The sequence below is a fragment of the Sphingomonas sp. 66-10 genome, assembly GCF_001897045.1.
Classification (GTDB): Bacteria; Pseudomonadota; Alphaproteobacteria; order Sphingomonadales; family Sphingomonadaceae; genus Sphingomonas; species Sphingomonas lycopersici.
Genome location: NZ_MKRR01000133.1, coordinates 297,595 through 313,292 on the forward strand (window position 1 = coordinate 297,595; position 15,698 = coordinate 313,292).

The following is a 15,698-nucleotide window of genomic DNA, read 5'->3' on the forward strand; positions in this document are numbered from 1 at the left end:
ACGGCGGCTTCGGCTATCTCCATTTCAAATATACCCGCGTCGACCCCACCACGCTGGTAACCTTGGCGGACAAGGCACCGTTCAACCCCGCGTGGCAGGCCAATGCCGGAATCCAATATCGCGCCGAGCTCGGCGATATCGGCAGCGTGACGCCGCGGCTCGACTGGAACTACCAATCGAGCTTCTTCTTCAACTCCACCAACAATGCCGGGAACGAGGTGCCGGGGCGCAGCCTGTTCAACCTGCGCGTCACTTATGCCTCGCCCGACGACGGGTGGCAGATCAGCGCCGCGGTCACCAACCTGTTCGACAAATTCTACTTCGTCGGGAAAAGCGAAAATATCGCCAATTACGGCGTCAATTCGGGCATCCTCGGCCGGCCGCGCGAATGGTCGGTCACGGTGCGGCGGAGATTCTAGGCGACGAGGCCGTCGACCAATAGCGGCAAGCCTTTCTCATAGCTTGCGTCGAGGTCGAACATCCGCAGCAGGTGCTCGGCCATCGCGGCATTTTCGCGATACAGCGCCCAGCCCAGCGTCAGCGACAGCACCGCCGCCTGCGCCTCCAGCGCCCGCGCCACGCTGAAGCCGAAGACGCCGAGCGGCGCGGCCATTCTCTCGGCGAGCGCCGCGTCGGCGTGGGTCAGCGGGCGGGCGATCGCCAGCAGGCGCCCCGCGTCGCGGTGCCCGGTCAGCACGCGGCGCAAGCCCTGCCCCAGCGCGAGCAGCCATGATCGCGCATCGGCGCTGCCGCGGCATTCCTCGCGCCCGCGCAAATAGAGATCCTGCGCCATCATCGCGATCAGCTCGGCCTTGTCCTTCACATGCCAGTAGAGCGCGGGCGCCTGCACCGACAGCCGCGCGGCGAGCGCGCGCATCGTGATCCCGTCCAGCCCGGTCTCGTCGAGCAGCCCGAAGGCCGCGCGCAGGATCGTCTCCCGATCGATCGAAATGTCGCGCAGCCGGGCCATGTCGTGCGGGTTTGACAATTTAACGCCGTTAAGTAAAGTCGCATCGAGACGGAGGAGAGGGTCATGCTGCACGTCCGCAACGCCTGGCATGTCGCCTGCTGGTCGATGGACCTCGCCGCGAAGGCTCCGTTCGCGATCACCGTCGCGGGCGATCCGATCGTCATCTTCCGCTCGGAAAGCGGCATGCTGGCGGCGCTGGAGGATCGCTGCGTCCACCGGCTCGCCCCGCTTTCGTTGGGGCGCTGCGAAGGCGAGACGCTGCGCTGCATGTACCACGGGCTGCGTTTCGCGGCAGACGGCGCCTGCGTCGAAATTCCGGGACAGGAGACGATCCCCGCGACCGCGCGCGTCCGCGCCTATCCGGTGGTGGAGCGTCACTCGTGGATCTGGGTGTGGCCGGGCGATCCGGCGAAGGCCGATCCGGCGCTGATCCCGCCGGCGGTCGGCTTCGACGATCCGGACTATATCCTGGGGCGCGGCCAGCTCGACTATCAGGCCAATGCGCAATTGATCCACGACAATCTGTGCGATTTCACGCATCTGTCGTTCGTCCATCCGGCGAGCTTCGGCGCGGATGCGGAATGGGCGAACACCCGCCCGAAGGTGACGCCATTGCCGCGCGGCATCAGGTTCGAGCGCTGGGTCCGCGCGCAATCGGGCGGGCGATCGCGCGGCGGGCCGGTGGATGTCTGGTCGAGCTATGAATATCATGTGCCGGGCGTGCTGCTGATGCCGACCGCCTCCTTCCCGGTCGGGACCGCGGATCGGCTCGGCGACGCTCCGCCGCCCCCCGACCTGCCGCGCACCGGGGTGACCTTCACCAGCCAGGCGGTAACCGCGCTGACCGATCGAACGAGCCGCTATTTCTTCAGCTGGGGGCCGCACCGCGATCACGGCGACGAAGCGTTGCGCGATGTGCTGATGGGGCTCGCCGACAAGGCCTTCGCCGAGGACAAGACGATGATCGAGGCGCAGCAGCGGGTGATCGATCTCGATCCCGCGCGGCGCGCGATGCCGGCGACGTTCGACAAGGGCGTGGTGCTCTACCAGCGGCTGGTCGAACGGCTCGCGCGCGAGGAGCAGCCGGGGCGCGTGCGTTAGGGCCTAAACTCAATTGCAACGGCGTCGTGATCGCCCGGAGAAGCCCGCCGGCAAGGAGCGCAGCGCAGACGCGTAGCTGAAGCTACGCGCAAGCAAGCGACGCCGTCCGGCGGGCTTCTCCGGGCGACCCCGCGGGCGGGCGGCTTTTGGCGCCACGCGGCGTCGCGCGTCGATCACGATGCATAATGCATCGCTCTCTCCTTGCTCCTTGCCTGGCGCCAAAATCCGCTCCGTCACGGCGTCGTTCCAATTGAGTTTAGGCCCTAGGTCAACGCGTAATAGCGCAGCACATTGCCGTCCGGCCGCCGCTCGCCCACGCCGATGAAGACATGTTTGGTCAGCCAGTCGTGCTTGCCCACCGGCGTTTCGAACGTGGGGTTGCCGCGCAGATAATAGTCCTGCTGTTCGACCGGCGCGCCGCCACCGAACGCCCAGTCGCGCAGCCGCTGCATCGTGTCCGGCTTACGCCCCCACAGGAAGCCGCGATTGTTGATGAGGATCAGCGTGCCGTCCTCCTCCTCCAGCATGTAGCGCGCGTCGAACACCGCCACGTCGTCGGGCCGGAAATAGGCATAGTCGCCGCCCGACCCCGGCACCGCGCGACCGCGCAGCCGCGGCCCCTCGAAAGTACCGCTCTCGACATAGACCGCGCTGCGATTGCCGCCCATCGGGGTGCCGACGATCGTCTGGACGCGCGGAAAGGCGAGCCGCACCTCCATCGCGAATTCCAGCCGGGGATTGTCGATCGTCGAATAAAGCGCGGTCATCAGCGTAGCTCCAGCGTGCCGCCGTCGACGCGAAGGTCGGCGCCGGTGATGAACGAAGCCTCGTCGGAGGCGAGGAACAGGACGGCGCGGGCCACCTCCTCCGCCGCGCCCATGCGGTGCATCGGAACCGCGGCGATCATCGCTTGGCGCAATCCCTCGACCGCCGCCGCATCCATACCCGGGTTGCGGTTAATCAGCGGGGTTTCGATCGGCCCGGGGCTGACCATGTTGACGCGGATCCCGTCGCCGACCAGTTCCTTCGCCAGGATCCGCACCGTCGCGCGCAGCCCGGCCTTTGCCGAGGCATAAGCGACATTGCCGGCCAGCGCCGCATCCGCCCCGATCGACCCGGTGACGACGATCGCGCCGCCGCGGTCCATCAGCCGCAACGCCTGCTGGATCGCGAAGAAGCAGCCGCGCAGGTTGATCCCGTGAACCTGATCCCATTGCGCCGGGGTCACATCCCTGATCGGCGCGAACCCACCGACACCGGCGTTGACGAACAGCACGTCGACACGCTCGCCCGCCGCGGCCAGCGCGTCGATCAGCGCACTCGTCGCGGCGAGATCGGCAACGTCGCAGGCATGGCCGACCGCGCCGGGGATCGCCGCCACCGCGCTGTCGATCGTCGCGCGGTCCCGCCCGGTCAGCGTCACCCGCGCGCCCTCCCCGGCGAAGGCGCACGCCGCCGCGAGCCCGATGCCGCTGTTGCCGCCGATGACCAGCACGGTCTTGTCCCGGAAACGCATCGCGGCGCTCACCACGGCGGATTGGGATTGGGGCCGGCGGGCGCGATATCCTGGATCACGTCCCAATGCTCGACGATCAACCCGTCGGCGACGCGGAAGATATCGCACACCATCATCCCCGGATCGTCGCGCCAGCGGCGGACGCGATAATGCAGGACGACATGATCGCCATCGACGAAGGCGCGCTTCAGGTCATGTTGCGCATCGGGGTGGCTCGGCCGGATCTCGTCGAGAAACGCCTTCAGCGCGTCGCGCCCCGGCGCGGCGAGCGGGCTGTGCTGGATGTAATCGGCGGCGATGAAGCGATCGACCGGCGCGGAATCGAGCGGCACCAGCACCTCGCGGAACATCGCCAGCACCAGATCGAGATTGCGCTGTTCCTGCGCGCTCCGCGCCATTCGCCGCTCCCCTCCATGTTGTTCAAGGATTCGGCGAAACAATAACGATCGTTAGCTTTTGCCGCAAGCCGCGACGGTCAGGCGAAATCCAGCCAGCCGTGTCGCGCAGCGAAGCGCCAGCCCACGCCGGGCACCAGCCGGAAGCGATCGCGGAACCCGCCGACCAGCGGCGGGCTTGCCGCGGCGGTGAACAGCAGCATCGCGCTGGTCGCGGCGGCATTGGCTTCATCCTCCACCGTCACGACGATATTGCCGGTGATATGCCGCGTGGTGCGCGGCGGCCGCGCGCGGAACGCGGCGAGGATCGCGGCGCGACCGGCGATCGGCGCGTCGGGCGCGCTCGGCCGCGTCATCACGCCATCCTCGGTGTAGAGCGCCGCCACCTCTTCCCACTGCGCCGCATCGGTGGGCGTGGCATAGAGGTTGATGAGCCGCGCGCATTCCCATTCGATCGCGTGGCGCTGTTCCGTCGTCATCGTCGTTTCCCTTCCCGGACGTTCAGGCCGACGCACGGCGCGCGCGGCCCGGGCCGAGTTTGCGCAGCAGCGCGCGCAGCGTCGCTTTCTCGTTCGCGGTCAGCCGTTCGCTCATCCGCGCATCGGATCCGCGCAGATCATCGAGCACCACGCCCAGCCGCTCCTCCGCGCGCGGCAGCAGATGCAGCGCGTTGGTCCGCAGATCGCGCCCCGGCCGCCGCTCGATCAGTTCGCGCGCGACGAGCGAATTGACCAGCTTCATCGCGCTCGACCGGTTGACGCTCAGCGCGCGGCCGAGCGCGGTCTGATCGCATCCCGGATTGGCGCGGATCAGCAGCAGCGCGGTGAGCTTGGCGGGGGTCAGTCCGTGCGGTTCGAGCGCCTGCCGCGCGTCCCCCGTCATCAGCAGATCGGCGCGCTGGACCTGATAGCCGAGTAAAGTATCTAGAACTTCGTCCTGTTTCATGCGGTTGTTGTTCCCTGAAGTCTACGCGGACTGGCAGTTGTGGCGCGCAATGGTATAGCGCCTCATGGCAGACGCAACGCCCGCTCCCGTCAAATCGGCGACCCGCACGCTCGACATCATCGAATATGTCGTCGCGCGCGATCGGCCGGTCGTCGCGCAAGAGATTGCCGCCGCGCTGGCGATCCCGGTCAGCAGCCTGTCCTATCTGCTCAACACGTTGGTCGAGCGCGATTATCTCGCGCGGAGCGGGCGGCGCTACACCGCCGGCCCTGGCCTCGCGCGGCTGCAATCGCGCACCCACGCCTTTTCGCTGGCGGAGCGCGCCGCGCCGCTGGTGCGATCGCTCAGAGTGCAGCTCGACGAGACCGTCTCCTTCTTCGTCCGCCACGGCTGGGAGGTCGAGGCGCTCGTCACCGAGACGAGCGAACAGGCGCTGCGCTATGCGGTGCAGATCGGCACCCGCACCCCGCTTCACGGCTTTTCGGCGGGCAAGGCGATCCTCGCCGCGCTGCCCGATGAGGAGGTGGAAGCGTTTCTCGCCGAAACCGAACGCGCGGCCTTCACCCCGACGACGATCGTGTCGGCCGCGGCGCTGCGCAAGGAGATCGCGGCGATCCGTCGCGACGGCATCGCACGCACCCGCGAGGAACATACCCCCGGCATCCAGGGGATCGGCCGCGCCGCGTTTCTCGACGGCGTGCTGGTCGGGGCGTTCAGCATCGCGATCCCCACCGTGCGCTTCGATGCCGCGGTCGAGCAGCGCGCGGTGGAATTGCTCGGCAAGACCTGCGCATTGCTCGCAGGCTGAGCGGCAGGGAGGGAACGCCCTCCCCGCCGCGCGCCGGCAATTAAGCGGTCTGATGCGTGCGCCAGCTTTCGGCATAGGAATCGCGCGCGACCTCCGAATAAGGCACTGGGCTGACCACCGCCTTGATCTCGGTCTGGACGTGTCGCTCGACGGTCGGCTTGCGCGTGCCGCCGTCGGGTTCGCCCCACAGCAAGGTCACTTCGGTGCCGGCCTCGGCGTGATCGGCGTCCATCATCGCCAGCGTCAGCATCCGGCCTTCGTTGGCGCTATAGCCGATCCACGTCGATAGCCCGACGAGCTTCCCGTCCTTCAGCACCTGGTCATAAGGGTGCATCGAATAGACCGCCGACGGGAATTCCATATATTTGGCGCGGTCGCCTTTGGTGAATTGCGAGCTGATCACCCGCATCAGATCCTCATTGTCGAGCGCCAGCGTCACCTTGCGGCGATGCGGCTGCCCGGCCATCCGCTCCAGCGCGTCGCGGCCGATGAAATCGTGGTCGAACTTGACGAACGGGCCATATCCCAGATCCCACGGCGTCAGATAATAGCCCTCGATCGTATCCGGCACGTAGCTGCCGCCGATCGACGCCTTGCCCTCATAGCTGTTGGCCGACAGCCATTCGCGGAAGGCGCGGGTCCCTTCGCCGCTATAGGTCGCCGGCAAAGGCGACGGGATCCAGCCGGATTCGATCGTGTTCGACGAATAGGTCCGCCCGCCGACCAGCGCGAGGCCGAATTCGCGCCCCGCCTCGATCAGGGCATTGCGCACCACGTCATAATCCGCCCACGGCCCGAACAGCTCGTAACCCGGCTGCCCCGCCATGCCGTGACGCAGCGCGCGCACCTCGCGCCCGGCGATCGACAGCCGAGTCATGTGGAAGAATTTGAGGTCCGGCGGGGTCGCTCCCATCGCCTTCTCCAGCGTCTTCATCGCGTTCGGCCCCTGGAGCTGGAAGCGATAGGAGCGGCGGTTTTCCGGATCGGGGCGGACGGCGGTGCGCTCGTCGCGCGTGACGGTGACGTTCCAATTGCCCGTCGCGGCGTGATATTCGATCCATTCGATCGTCGGCGCACGGCCGACCAGGTTGAACTTCTGCTCGTCGAGATAGAACAGGATCACGTCCCCGATGACATAACCCTCCGGCGTCACCGGCACGAATTGCTTGGCGCGATCGGGCACGAAGCCCTTGAAGCTGTTGATGCCCAGATAGTTGAGCATGGCAAAGGCATCCGGCCCCTCGACCGCCAGATCGACCATGTGGAACGACTGGTTGAACAGCACGCAGGTCTTCGCCCACGCCTGCTGCTCGCTGCGCCAGTTGGAATATTCCGCGGGGACGCCGGGATAGACGTTGGGCCCGCTCTGCTGATTGCGCAGGAACTCGACGATATCGCCATTGGCGTCGAGCAATTGTTGCAGCGTCTGTTGAGTCACTTTTCCTCTCCTTCAGGAAGATCAGGGTCGATGGGCAAGGCGAGCCAGTCGGCGATCGCGGCGTTGAACGCCGCGGGCCGCTCGGCGGGAAGCATGTGGCCGGCGCCGGGGATCACGACGAGCCGGGCGTGGGGAATCAGCGCAGCGATCGCGCGATGCTGCGCGGGGGGCGACCAGCGATCGTCGGCGCCGACCGCGATCAGCGTCGGCACGGCGACCGCGCCGAGCACGTCCTCGGTCGCCGGGCGCGCCAGCAGCGCGGCGATCTGCGCCTCGAACTTGTCGAGCCCCGCCTCGACGCACATCGCGCGCAACCGGGCGTGGAGCGCATGATCGAACGCGCTCGCCGGCCCGATCATCGGCGGCAACCACGCATCGACCAGCGCCTCGTGCCCCTTCGTCCGCCCCAGATCGCGCAGCCAGTATCTTTTCGCGGCCTCGCCATCGCGCGGCAGGTGCATCCCGGTGCTCGCCAGCGCCAGCCGGGCGACCCGCGCCGGCGCCTGCCGCACGATCTCCACCGCGACCCGCGCGCCCATCGAATGACCGAGCAAGGCGAAGCGCGCCGGCGCTGTCGCGAGCACGCGGCGCGCCATCTCCTCCAACGTCGTCGCATCGCCATAGTCCGCGGCCGCCTGCGCCTGCGGAAAATGGGCGAGCTGCGCGGCGAAAATCCGCTCGTCGCAGATCAGGCCCGGCAGCAGCAGCAAGGGCTCTCCCGACCCTTCGCCTCGAGTTGAATTCGCGTCCATGAAATCTTCATGTACAAGAAGTTTGAACGCGAAGCCAGAGGCTATCCGCGCCCGTCCGCGCCGGCGGCCCTGGTCGCGCCGGCGAGCACCGCATCGAGCAGATCGGTGGCGAGTTGCAGCTGGCTGTTGTCAACCAGCGCGAGCGTTTCGCGCCGCACTTGCGCGAGGATCGGCTTGACCGCCTCGATCACGCGATAGCCTTCCTCGGTCACGTCGATCGTGCGCGAGCGTTTGTCCTGCGGATGCTCGTCGCGGCGGATCAACCCGTCGGCCTCGAGCGCGTTGAGCGTCCGAATCAGCGGCGGCCATGCCATGCCGAGTCGCGCCGAGAGCGTCGTGGTGGTGATCGCCGCATCGGCGAAAGCGAGCGCGAGCAAGGTCTGCCAGCGCGCGCGCGACTGACCGGTCGCGGCACGGATGCGCTCCTCCGAAACCTGGGTCCAGCGCCGCGCGGTCAGCACCAGCTTGCGGGTCAGCCGGAACTCGAGGTCCTCGCGCGATTGCGGCGCGAAGAAATCGGCGTAGCGCCCGGTCGAAAGCTCGAACGGATCGTGGCTCTGGTCTTCGCGCATTCGTTTCCCCCTCCTCCGGTCGGCCGCCTGCCGCCGCGACGAACCGTCTTCGGTCATTTCTAGCACCGCATCTTGACGATGTATGTACCATGATACATAGAATTCTACCAAAGAGGCGCGGCGGCGCCGAAATGAGGAGGGGTAGATGACGCGAATCCTTCGTGCCCGGTCGACTCGAGCGTGGCTCGGCGCCAGCGTGGCCGTATTGGCCTGGCACGCGCTCGCCACCGCCGCTGTGGCGCAATCGGCGCCCGCGGAGGCGCAGCCCGAAGCCGCCGCGCCGGCACCGCACGAGGCCGAGATCGTCGTGACCGGCTCGCGGCTGGGCAGCAATTTCAACGCACCGACCCCGGTCACCGCGGTGACCAACGAGCGCCTCGAAGCGCTGTCGATCACCAATGTCGGCGAAGCGCTGACGCAATTGCCGAGCTTCCGCAGTTCGAGCGGCCCGGCGCAGCAGGCCACCGCCGGCGGCCCGGTCGGCGCGCGGCTGCTCGATCTGCGCGGGCTCGATCCGCAACGCACCCTGGTGCTGGTCGACGGCCGCCGCTTCGTGCCGAGCACCCCGCAGGGCACCGTCGACGTCAACCTGATCCCATCGTCGCTCGTCCAGCGCAGCGACGTCGTCACCGGCGGCGCCTCCGCCGCTTACGGCTCGGATGCGGTCGCGGGGGTGGTCAATTTCGTGCTCAACCGCAAGCTCAAGGGCGTGCAGGCCGAAGTGGTCGGGGGAATCTCGCAGCGCGGCGACGACGGCAATTTCTTCGCCAGCATCGCCGCCGGCGGCGATCTTTCCAGCCGCGTCCATCTGGTCGGCGCGGTCGAATATGAAAAGCTCGACGGCCTCGGCGATTGCTATACGCGCGCGTGGTGCGCCAATCAGACGCTGATCCTCGGCAATACCGCGCCGGGCGCCGGCGGCCTCCCGGCCAATCTGATCATCGCCGGGGTCAACACCTCGACGCTCAGCCCGGGCGGGCTCATCAACCGCTCGTACAACGCCGCGGGCAGGCCGATCGGCACCAATGCGACCGATCCGCTGCGCGGCACGCAATTCCTCGCCAACGGAACCCCCGCACCGTTCAATTACGGCACCTTGGTCGGCCCGCTGTTCATGCTCGGCGGCGAGGGGCAGGGGCGCAATTCGTTCATCTCCCCCTTCCGCCTCAAGGTGCCGGTCGAACGCGTCTCCAGTTATGCCGCGCTGACCGCGGAGCTGAGCGATCGCGTCACGCTTGGGGTCGATCTGTCCTATGGCCAGGTGCGCGGCACCGTCGTGTCGAACGTGCTGCGCGACTATGACGGCCGCTTGATGGGGCGGATCAAGCGCGACAATCCATTCATCCCGGCCTCGATCGCCGCGGCGATGGACGCGAACGGCGTCGCCTCGTTCGTGCTCGGCCGCGCCGGCTTCGATCTCGGCCCGTCATATGCGAAGACGCGCACCACCACCTATCGCGGCGCGGTAAGCCTGAAGGCGGAGGTCAGCGACAATTGGACGGTCGAGGGCTTCTACCAATATGGCCGCACCGAATTCCGCCAGCGATCGTACAATGCGATCAACACGCTCAACCTGCCCAAGGCGATCGATGCGGTGAACGTCAACGGCCAGGCGGTGTGCCGCGTCAACGCCGATGCGAACCCGGCCAACGACGATCCGAATTGCGTGCCGTTCAACCCGTTCGGCGAGGGCCGATACGATCCCCGCGCCGCGGCCTATATCACCGGCAACGGCTTCCAGAACACCACCAACGAGCAGCATGTCGCGGCGATCGATCTGCGCGGCACGCTGGTCACCCTGCCCGCCGGGCCGGTGAAGCTGGCGGTCGGCGGCGAATATCGCAGCGACCGGATCGTCAGCACCACCGACCCGGTGTCGCTCGTCAACGGCTTCTGGACGCTCAACGGCAGCGCGCTCAGCGGCTCGGTCAACGTCAAGGAAGGCTATGGCGAGATCGCGGTGCCGGTGTTCGCGGATTCGGCGATCGGCCACGCGCTCGACCTCAACGGCGCGATCCGCCGCACCGATTACAGCACGAGCGGGGCGGTCACCACCTGGAAGCTGGGCGCGGTCTATGAGCCGATCGCCGGCGTGCGCTTCCGCGCCACCCGCTCGCGCGACATCCGCGCGCCCAATCTCAGCGAGCTGTTCGGCCCGCGCACCCGCCGCACGATCGGGCTGACCGATCCGCTGACCGGGCTGCAGACCAATCCGACGGTGATCACCGGATCGAACCCGAACCTGTCGGTCGAGGCCGCCGATAGCTGGACGGTCGGCGCGGTGCTGACGCCCAGCGGCGGCTTCCTCGGGCGCTTCCGCATGTCGGTCGATTATTACAACATCAAGGTGAAGAACGCGATCGGCACGCTCGGCGCGCAAACCCTCGCCGAGCGCTGCAATCAGGGCGTGACGCAGTTCTGCGCGCTGATCACCCGCGATCCGACGACCAATACGATCCTCGAGGTGCAGGATGTCTATCTCAACTCGAACGAGCTGCGCACCAAGGGGTTCGATATCGAATTCCAATATCGCCAGCCGCTCGGCGGGCTCGGCAGCCTCAACGCGCAATTGCTCGCCAACATCACCCAGGCGCTGACCACGGTCGATTCCGCCGGCGCGGTCGATCGCGCCGGTCAGACCGGCTTCCGCACCGGCACCGTGCCGGGCGTGCCCGATTATGTGATCGACGGGCTGCTGACCTGGACGAAGGGCGATTTCCAGCTCACCGGACACGGCAAATATATTCCGTCGGGGATTTACTGGACCAATTTCACTGGCCCCGATCAGCCGGGCTATGCGATCACCTCGCCGACCAGCGTCGACAACAACCGGGTGCCGAGCCGCTTCTATCTCGATCTCACCGCGCGGGTGAAGGTGCCGGTGGTCGACGGCCGCGAATTCGAATTGTTCGGCACGATCAACAATCTGCTCGATCGCGATCCGCCGTCGATCCCCGGGCCGTCGGGGGGCACCAACCAGATCCTGTTCGATCCGGTCGGCCGGGCGTTCAAGATCGGCGCGCGCGTGCGCTTCGGCAGCTGATCCGCGCGGTGGCCGGCCCCCTTCCCCCCGCCACCGGCGAACGGGCGATCGATGTCGCCGCGGTCATCGAGCGACAGCGGCTCAACGGCTTCGTCGTCCGGCTGGTGGCGATCTCCTGGCTGGTCACCTTCTTCGACGGGTTCGACATGCTCGTGCTGTCGTTTCTCGCGCCCTATATTCGCGGCCAGTTCGCGATCGATCCCGTCCAGCTCGGGCGGCTGTTCGGCATCGGCACGATGGGCGCGATGCTCGGCGGCTTCGCGTTCGGCTGGCTCGGCGATCGCTGGGGGCGGCGGCCGATGATCATCCTTTCGGTGCTCGCCTTCGGGCTGTCGAGCATCGCGCTCGCCTTCGCCGTGTCGTTCGAGGCGCTGATGGCGCTGCGCTTCGCCAATGGCGTCGCGCTGGGCGGGCTGATGCCGCTCGCCTGGGCGCTCAACATCGAATATGTCCCGGCGCGCTACCGCGCGACCGTCGTGACGCTGATCATGATGGGATATACGATCGGCGGGGCAATCGCCGGGCCGCTCACCGTGTGGCTGGCGCCGCGTTTCGGCTGGCATTCGATTTTTCTGCTCAGCGGATTGGTGACGCTGCCGCTCGTTGCCTTGCTCTGCTGGCTGTTGCCCGAATCCGCGCGCTTCCTGGCGGTGAAGCGCCGGTCGCCGGGGCGGATCGCCCGCGCACTCAACGCGATCGAGCCGGGGCTCGGCGCCGGCGCGCACGATCGCTTTCTCGTCCTCGACGAAAAGGCGGGCGCCGCGCCGCGCGATCGTTTCCGCATCGCCAGCCTGTTCGACGGCGCGTTGCGCACCACCACCCCCTTGCTGTGGATCGCCTATATCGGCAGCTCGCTGGCGATCTATTTCAAGACGAGCTGGGGACCGATCCTGTTCGAGGAGGTCGGCTTCACCCGCGCGGAGGCCGCCTATATCGCCTCGGTCACCTCGGTCGGCGGGGCGCTCGCGGGGCTGGCGCTGATGCGTTTCACCGATCGCGTCGGGCCGATCGCGATCGCGCTGCTGCCGATCCTCGCCGTCCCGGCGCTGCTGCTGATGGGGATCGCGCCGCTGGCCAAACCCGGCTTCGCGTCGCTTTCGCTGCTCAGCATGATGATGATCGGCGGGGCGCATTTCGGCATGCACAGCATCGCCGGGATGTTCTACCCCAGCGCGATCCGCGCCAACGGCGCCGGCTGGGCAACCTCGATCGCCAAGATCGGCTCGATCGCCGCGCCGTTGCTCGGCGGCTATCTGCTCGCCGCCAATCTGCCGCCGCGCCACCTTTTCGTTCTGCTTTCGCTCGCGCCCGCCGCCTGTGCGGTCGCGCTCGTCCTGCTCGGCCGCATCTATCTGCGCCGTGATCGAAGGAGTCTCCGCCCGTGCCCCTGACCGTCAAACCCATCCTGCCGCGTTTCGGCGCGGAAGTCTCCGGCGTCGATCTCACCCGGCCGCTCGATCCCGCGATGCGCCGCGAGATCGTCGATACGATGAATCGATGGGGGGTCTGCGTCTATCGCGATACCGGGCTCGACGACGAAAGCCATATCGCCTTCAGCCGCATCTTCGGCCATCTCGAACTGGCGCCGGCGATGAAGGATCGTCCGCGCCGTCACCGCTATCCCGAATTGTTCGACGCGAGCAATCTCACCCGCGACGGCGAGATCGTGCGCGACGAAAATCTGCTGCTGCACAAAAAGGGCGACCGGCTGTGGCACACCGATTCATCGTTCATGGAAATGCGCTCGTCCTATTCGCTGCTGCTGGCCTATGAGGTGCCGTCGCAGGGCGGGGAGACGTGGTTCGCCGATACCCGTTCGGCCTATGACGATCTGCCCATCGCGATGAAGGCGCGGATCGATGGGCTGGAGGCCGAACATTCCTTGTGGTGGTCGCGCAAGCTCGCCGGTTTCCCGCTCAGCGAAGCCGATGTCGATGCCCGCCCCAAGGCGCGCCACCCGCTTGTGCTCGACCAGCCGGCGACCGGGCGCAAGGCGCTCTATATCGCCAGCCACGCGATCGATATCGTCGGGCTCCCGCGCGACGAAGGGCAGGCGCTGATCCGCGAGCTGATCGACTTCGCCACCCAGCCGCAATATATCTTCTCGGTCAAATGGCAGCCGGGCGATCTCGTCATCTGGGACAATCTCACCTCGATGCACCGCGGCGGCGATTTCGATGTGCGCAACGAGCGTCGCGACATGCGTCGCACCACCGTGCGCGAAGGGCCGCCCCCGGCCGATGCCGACGATCCGTTCGGCGCCTATTTCCGCGCGTCGCTGGATCGGCCGACCGCGTGACCGCTCACCCCCGGATATTGCTGACGCGGCGCTGGCCGGAGGCGGTCGAGCAGCGGGCGGCGGCGCGGTTCGAGGTGACGCTCAATCCCGACGACCGCCCGCTGAGCGAGGCCGAGCTGGCCGCCGCGATGCGCACGCATGACGCCTTGTGCGCGACGATCACCGATCGCGTCACCGCCGCGGTGCTCGGCATTCCCGATCGCCGCGCCGGCATCGTCGCGAGCTATGGCGTCGGCTATGAGCATATCGATCTGGCGGCCGCGCGCGCGGCCGGGATCCGCGTGACCAACACCCCCGGCGTGCTCACCGACGCGACCGCCGACCTCGCGCTTACGCTGATCCTGATGACCGCGCGGCGCAGCGGCGAAGGCGAGCGCGAGCTGCGCGCCGGCGCCTGGACCGGCTGGCGGCCAACGCATCTTCTCGGCCAGAGCCTCACGGGCAAACGGCTGGGGCTGGTCGGCTTCGGGCGGATCGCGCAGGCGACCGCCGAGCGCGCGCGCTTCGGCTTCGGGATGGAGATCGCTTATTATGCGCGCCGCCCCGCTCCGGCGGACATCGCCGACCGGCTGGGTGCGCGCTTCGTCCCCGATCTCGGCGATTTGCTTGCCGACGCCGATTTCGTCTCGCTCCATGTGCCGGGCGGCGCGGAGACGCGGCATATGATCGACCGCGCGGCGCTGGCGCGGATGCGCCCCGATGCGATCCTGATCAACACCGCGCGCGGCGATGTGGTGGACGAAGCGGCGCTGATCGTGGCGTTGCAGGAACGGCGGATCGCGGGCGCCGGGCTCGACGTATTCGCCGGCGAGCCGAACGTCTCGCCTGCGCTGCGCGTGCTCGACAATGCCGTGCTGCTCCCGCATCTCGGCAGCGCGACCCGCGAGACGCGGGAAGCGATGGGGCTGCGCGTGCTCGCCAATCTCGAAGCCTGGTTCGACGGCAAACCCACCCCCGACACCGTGGCATGAGCCGAAGCGTCGCGGCGCTGATTACCGAGCACGGCCTGCCAGCGGATTATACCGCGCAGGTGAAACGCTGGTGGCGGCCGCTGGCGCACGATATCGCGGCGTGGCGCGCGGCGGCGACGATGCCGCTGGTCGTCGGCATCAACGGCGCGCAAGGCAGCGGCAAATCGACGCTCGCCGCGTTCCTCGAACAAGCCTTGCTGCCTGCGCTCGACCTCGGCGCGGTGACGCTGTCGCTCGACGATCTTTATCTGCCGCGGGCCGACCGGCTGGTGCTGGCGCGCGACGTGCATCCGCTGTTCGCCACCCGCGGCGTGCCGGGGACGCACGATGCGGCACTCGGCGGCGCGTTGATCGATGCGCTGCGCGCGCCCGTTAGCGCCCCGGTGCGCGTCCCGCGATTCAGCAAGGCCGACGACGATCGGCTGCCCGAAAGCGCGTGGCGCAGCGTGACCGCGCGGCCCGACATCATCCTGTTCGAAGGCTGGTGCGTCGGCGCGACGCCCGAAGCTCCCGAGGCGCTGCTGGCGCCGGTCAACGCGCTGGAGGCGGAGGAAGACGCCGACGGCATCTGGCGCAGCCACGTCAACGCCGCGCTCGCCGGGGATTATGCGGCGCTTTTCGCGCGGATCGACCGGCTGGTGATGCTTCGCCCGCCGAGCTTCGACGCAGTGTTCGCCAACCGGCTGTTGCAGGAACGCAAGCTGCGCGACCGTGCCGGCGCCGCCGGCCGGGTGATGAGCGACGCCGAGGTCGAACGCTTCGTGCGGCATTATGAGCGGCTGACCCGGCATATGTTCGCCGACCTGCCACAGCGCGCGGATCGGCTATTTCTGCTCGACGCGCAGCAACGCGTGATCTCGGCGCGTTAGCCTCCTCCGCGCCACCCCG

Annotated in this window: 16 protein-coding genes and 1 pseudogene; 8 read left to right on the forward strand and 9 right to left on the reverse strand. The window is 67.8% G+C overall.

The window, feature by feature from the left end; all coding sequences use genetic code 11:
- A pseudogene (locus tag BGN95_RS15360) lies at positions 1–419 on the forward strand (TonB-dependent receptor); the annotation flags it as partial.
- Here BGN95_RS15360 and BGN95_RS15365 read toward each other — a convergent pair.
- Positions 416–970 carry a TetR family transcriptional regulator gene (locus BGN95_RS15365; RefSeq protein ID WP_286773199.1) on the reverse strand — a complete coding sequence of 185 codons (555 nt, stop codon included), beginning with the start codon at positions 968–970 and terminating at the stop codon, positions 416–418. The pseudogene BGN95_RS15360 and the gene BGN95_RS15365 sit on opposite strands and share 4 nt — an antisense overlap.
- 63 nt (positions 971–1,033) lie before the next feature.
- On the opposite strand from BGN95_RS15365, the gene BGN95_RS15370 reads away from it, so the two are divergent.
- On the forward strand, positions 1,034–2,071 hold the full coding sequence (locus BGN95_RS15370; RefSeq protein WP_286773200.1) for an aromatic ring-hydroxylating dioxygenase subunit alpha: 1,038 nt from the start codon (positions 1,034–1,036) through the stop codon (positions 2,069–2,071).
- Between the two features lie 263 nt (positions 2,072–2,334).
- Here BGN95_RS15370 and BGN95_RS15375 read toward each other — a convergent pair whose 3' ends face one another.
- From BGN95_RS15375 to BGN95_RS15395, 5 genes are all read right to left on the reverse strand, one after another.
- Positions 2,335–2,838 (reverse strand): DUF3237 domain-containing protein, encoded by a 504-nt coding sequence (locus tag BGN95_RS15375; RefSeq protein WP_265311894.1) that lies wholly within the window; start codon positions 2,836–2,838, stop codon positions 2,335–2,337.
- Positions 2,838–3,587 (reverse strand): SDR family oxidoreductase, encoded by a 750-nt coding sequence (locus tag BGN95_RS15380; RefSeq protein WP_286773201.1) that lies wholly within the window; start codon positions 3,585–3,587, stop codon positions 2,838–2,840. Before BGN95_RS15380 ends, BGN95_RS15375 begins: the two co-directional genes overlap by 1 nt.
- Before the next feature lie 8 nt (positions 3,588–3,595).
- Positions 3,596–3,985 (reverse strand): nuclear transport factor 2 family protein, encoded by a 390-nt coding sequence (locus BGN95_RS15385; RefSeq protein ID WP_286773202.1) that lies wholly within the window; start codon positions 3,983–3,985, stop codon positions 3,596–3,598.
- Positions 3,986–4,062: 77 nt separating this feature from the next.
- Entirely contained in the window at positions 4,063–4,461 is a 399-nt protein-coding gene (locus BGN95_RS15390) for a nuclear transport factor 2 family protein (RefSeq protein ID WP_286773203.1), read from the reverse strand.
- A 22-nt stretch (positions 4,462–4,483) separates the two neighbouring features.
- On the reverse strand, positions 4,484–4,927 hold the full coding sequence (locus BGN95_RS15395; RefSeq protein WP_265311890.1) for a MarR family winged helix-turn-helix transcriptional regulator: 444 nt from the start codon (positions 4,925–4,927) through the stop codon (positions 4,484–4,486).
- 64 nt (positions 4,928–4,991) lie between these two features.
- Between BGN95_RS15395 and BGN95_RS15400 the strand changes: the two genes are divergently transcribed.
- A complete protein-coding gene (locus tag BGN95_RS15400; protein ID WP_265311889.1) occupies positions 4,992–5,735 on the forward strand; it encodes an IclR family transcriptional regulator in 744 nt (247 codons plus the stop codon).
- Between the two features lie 40 nt (positions 5,736–5,775).
- On the opposite strand, the gene desA is transcribed toward BGN95_RS15400, so the two are convergent.
- The 3 genes from desA to BGN95_RS15415 all read right to left on the reverse strand — a co-directional run bounded on the left by desA (position 5,776) and on the right by BGN95_RS15415 (position 8,497).
- Positions 5,776–7,173, reverse strand: coding sequence for a syringate O-demethylase (desA, locus tag BGN95_RS15405; RefSeq protein WP_265311888.1), 1,398 nt, complete (start codon positions 7,171–7,173; stop codon positions 5,776–5,778).
- Positions 7,170–7,883 (reverse strand): alpha/beta fold hydrolase, encoded by a 714-nt coding sequence (locus BGN95_RS15410; RefSeq protein ID WP_286773204.1) that lies wholly within the window; start codon positions 7,881–7,883, stop codon positions 7,170–7,172. The genes desA and BGN95_RS15410 overlap by 4 nt, the downstream gene beginning before the upstream one ends.
- Positions 7,884–7,966: 83 nt before the next feature.
- A complete protein-coding gene (locus tag BGN95_RS15415) occupies positions 7,967–8,497 on the reverse strand; it encodes a MarR family winged helix-turn-helix transcriptional regulator (protein WP_286773205.1) in 531 nt (176 codons plus the stop codon).
- 145 nt (positions 8,498–8,642) lie between these two features.
- Between BGN95_RS15415 and BGN95_RS15420 the strand changes: the two genes are divergently transcribed.
- Genes BGN95_RS15420 through BGN95_RS15440 form a run of 5 tightly spaced genes read left to right on the forward strand, consistent with a single transcriptional unit; the run spans position 8,643 to position 15,679 of the window.
- Positions 8,643–11,540 (forward strand): TonB-dependent receptor domain-containing protein, encoded by a 2,898-nt coding sequence (locus BGN95_RS15420; RefSeq protein ID WP_286773206.1) that lies wholly within the window; start codon positions 8,643–8,645, stop codon positions 11,538–11,540.
- Positions 11,541–11,548: 8 nt separating this feature from the next.
- The gene (locus BGN95_RS15425) at positions 11,549–12,931 is read left to right on the forward strand and encodes an MFS transporter (RefSeq protein WP_286773207.1); all 1,383 of its coding nucleotides are present in this window, start codon (positions 11,549–11,551) and stop codon (positions 12,929–12,931) included.
- Positions 12,922–13,839, forward strand: coding sequence for a TauD/TfdA dioxygenase family protein (locus BGN95_RS15430; RefSeq protein WP_179514237.1), 918 nt, complete (start codon positions 12,922–12,924; stop codon positions 13,837–13,839). Before BGN95_RS15425 ends, BGN95_RS15430 begins: the two co-directional genes overlap by 10 nt.
- Entirely contained in the window at positions 13,836–14,810 is a 975-nt protein-coding gene (locus BGN95_RS15435; protein WP_286773208.1) for a 2-hydroxyacid dehydrogenase, read from the forward strand. Before BGN95_RS15430 ends, BGN95_RS15435 begins: the two co-directional genes overlap by 4 nt.
- Positions 14,807–15,679: a kinase gene (locus tag BGN95_RS15440; RefSeq protein ID WP_286773209.1), complete on the forward strand. Its 873-nt coding sequence runs from the start codon at positions 14,807–14,809 to the stop codon at positions 15,677–15,679. The genes BGN95_RS15435 and BGN95_RS15440 overlap by 4 nt, the downstream gene beginning before the upstream one ends.
- Positions 15,680–15,698: the final 19 nt, after the last annotated feature.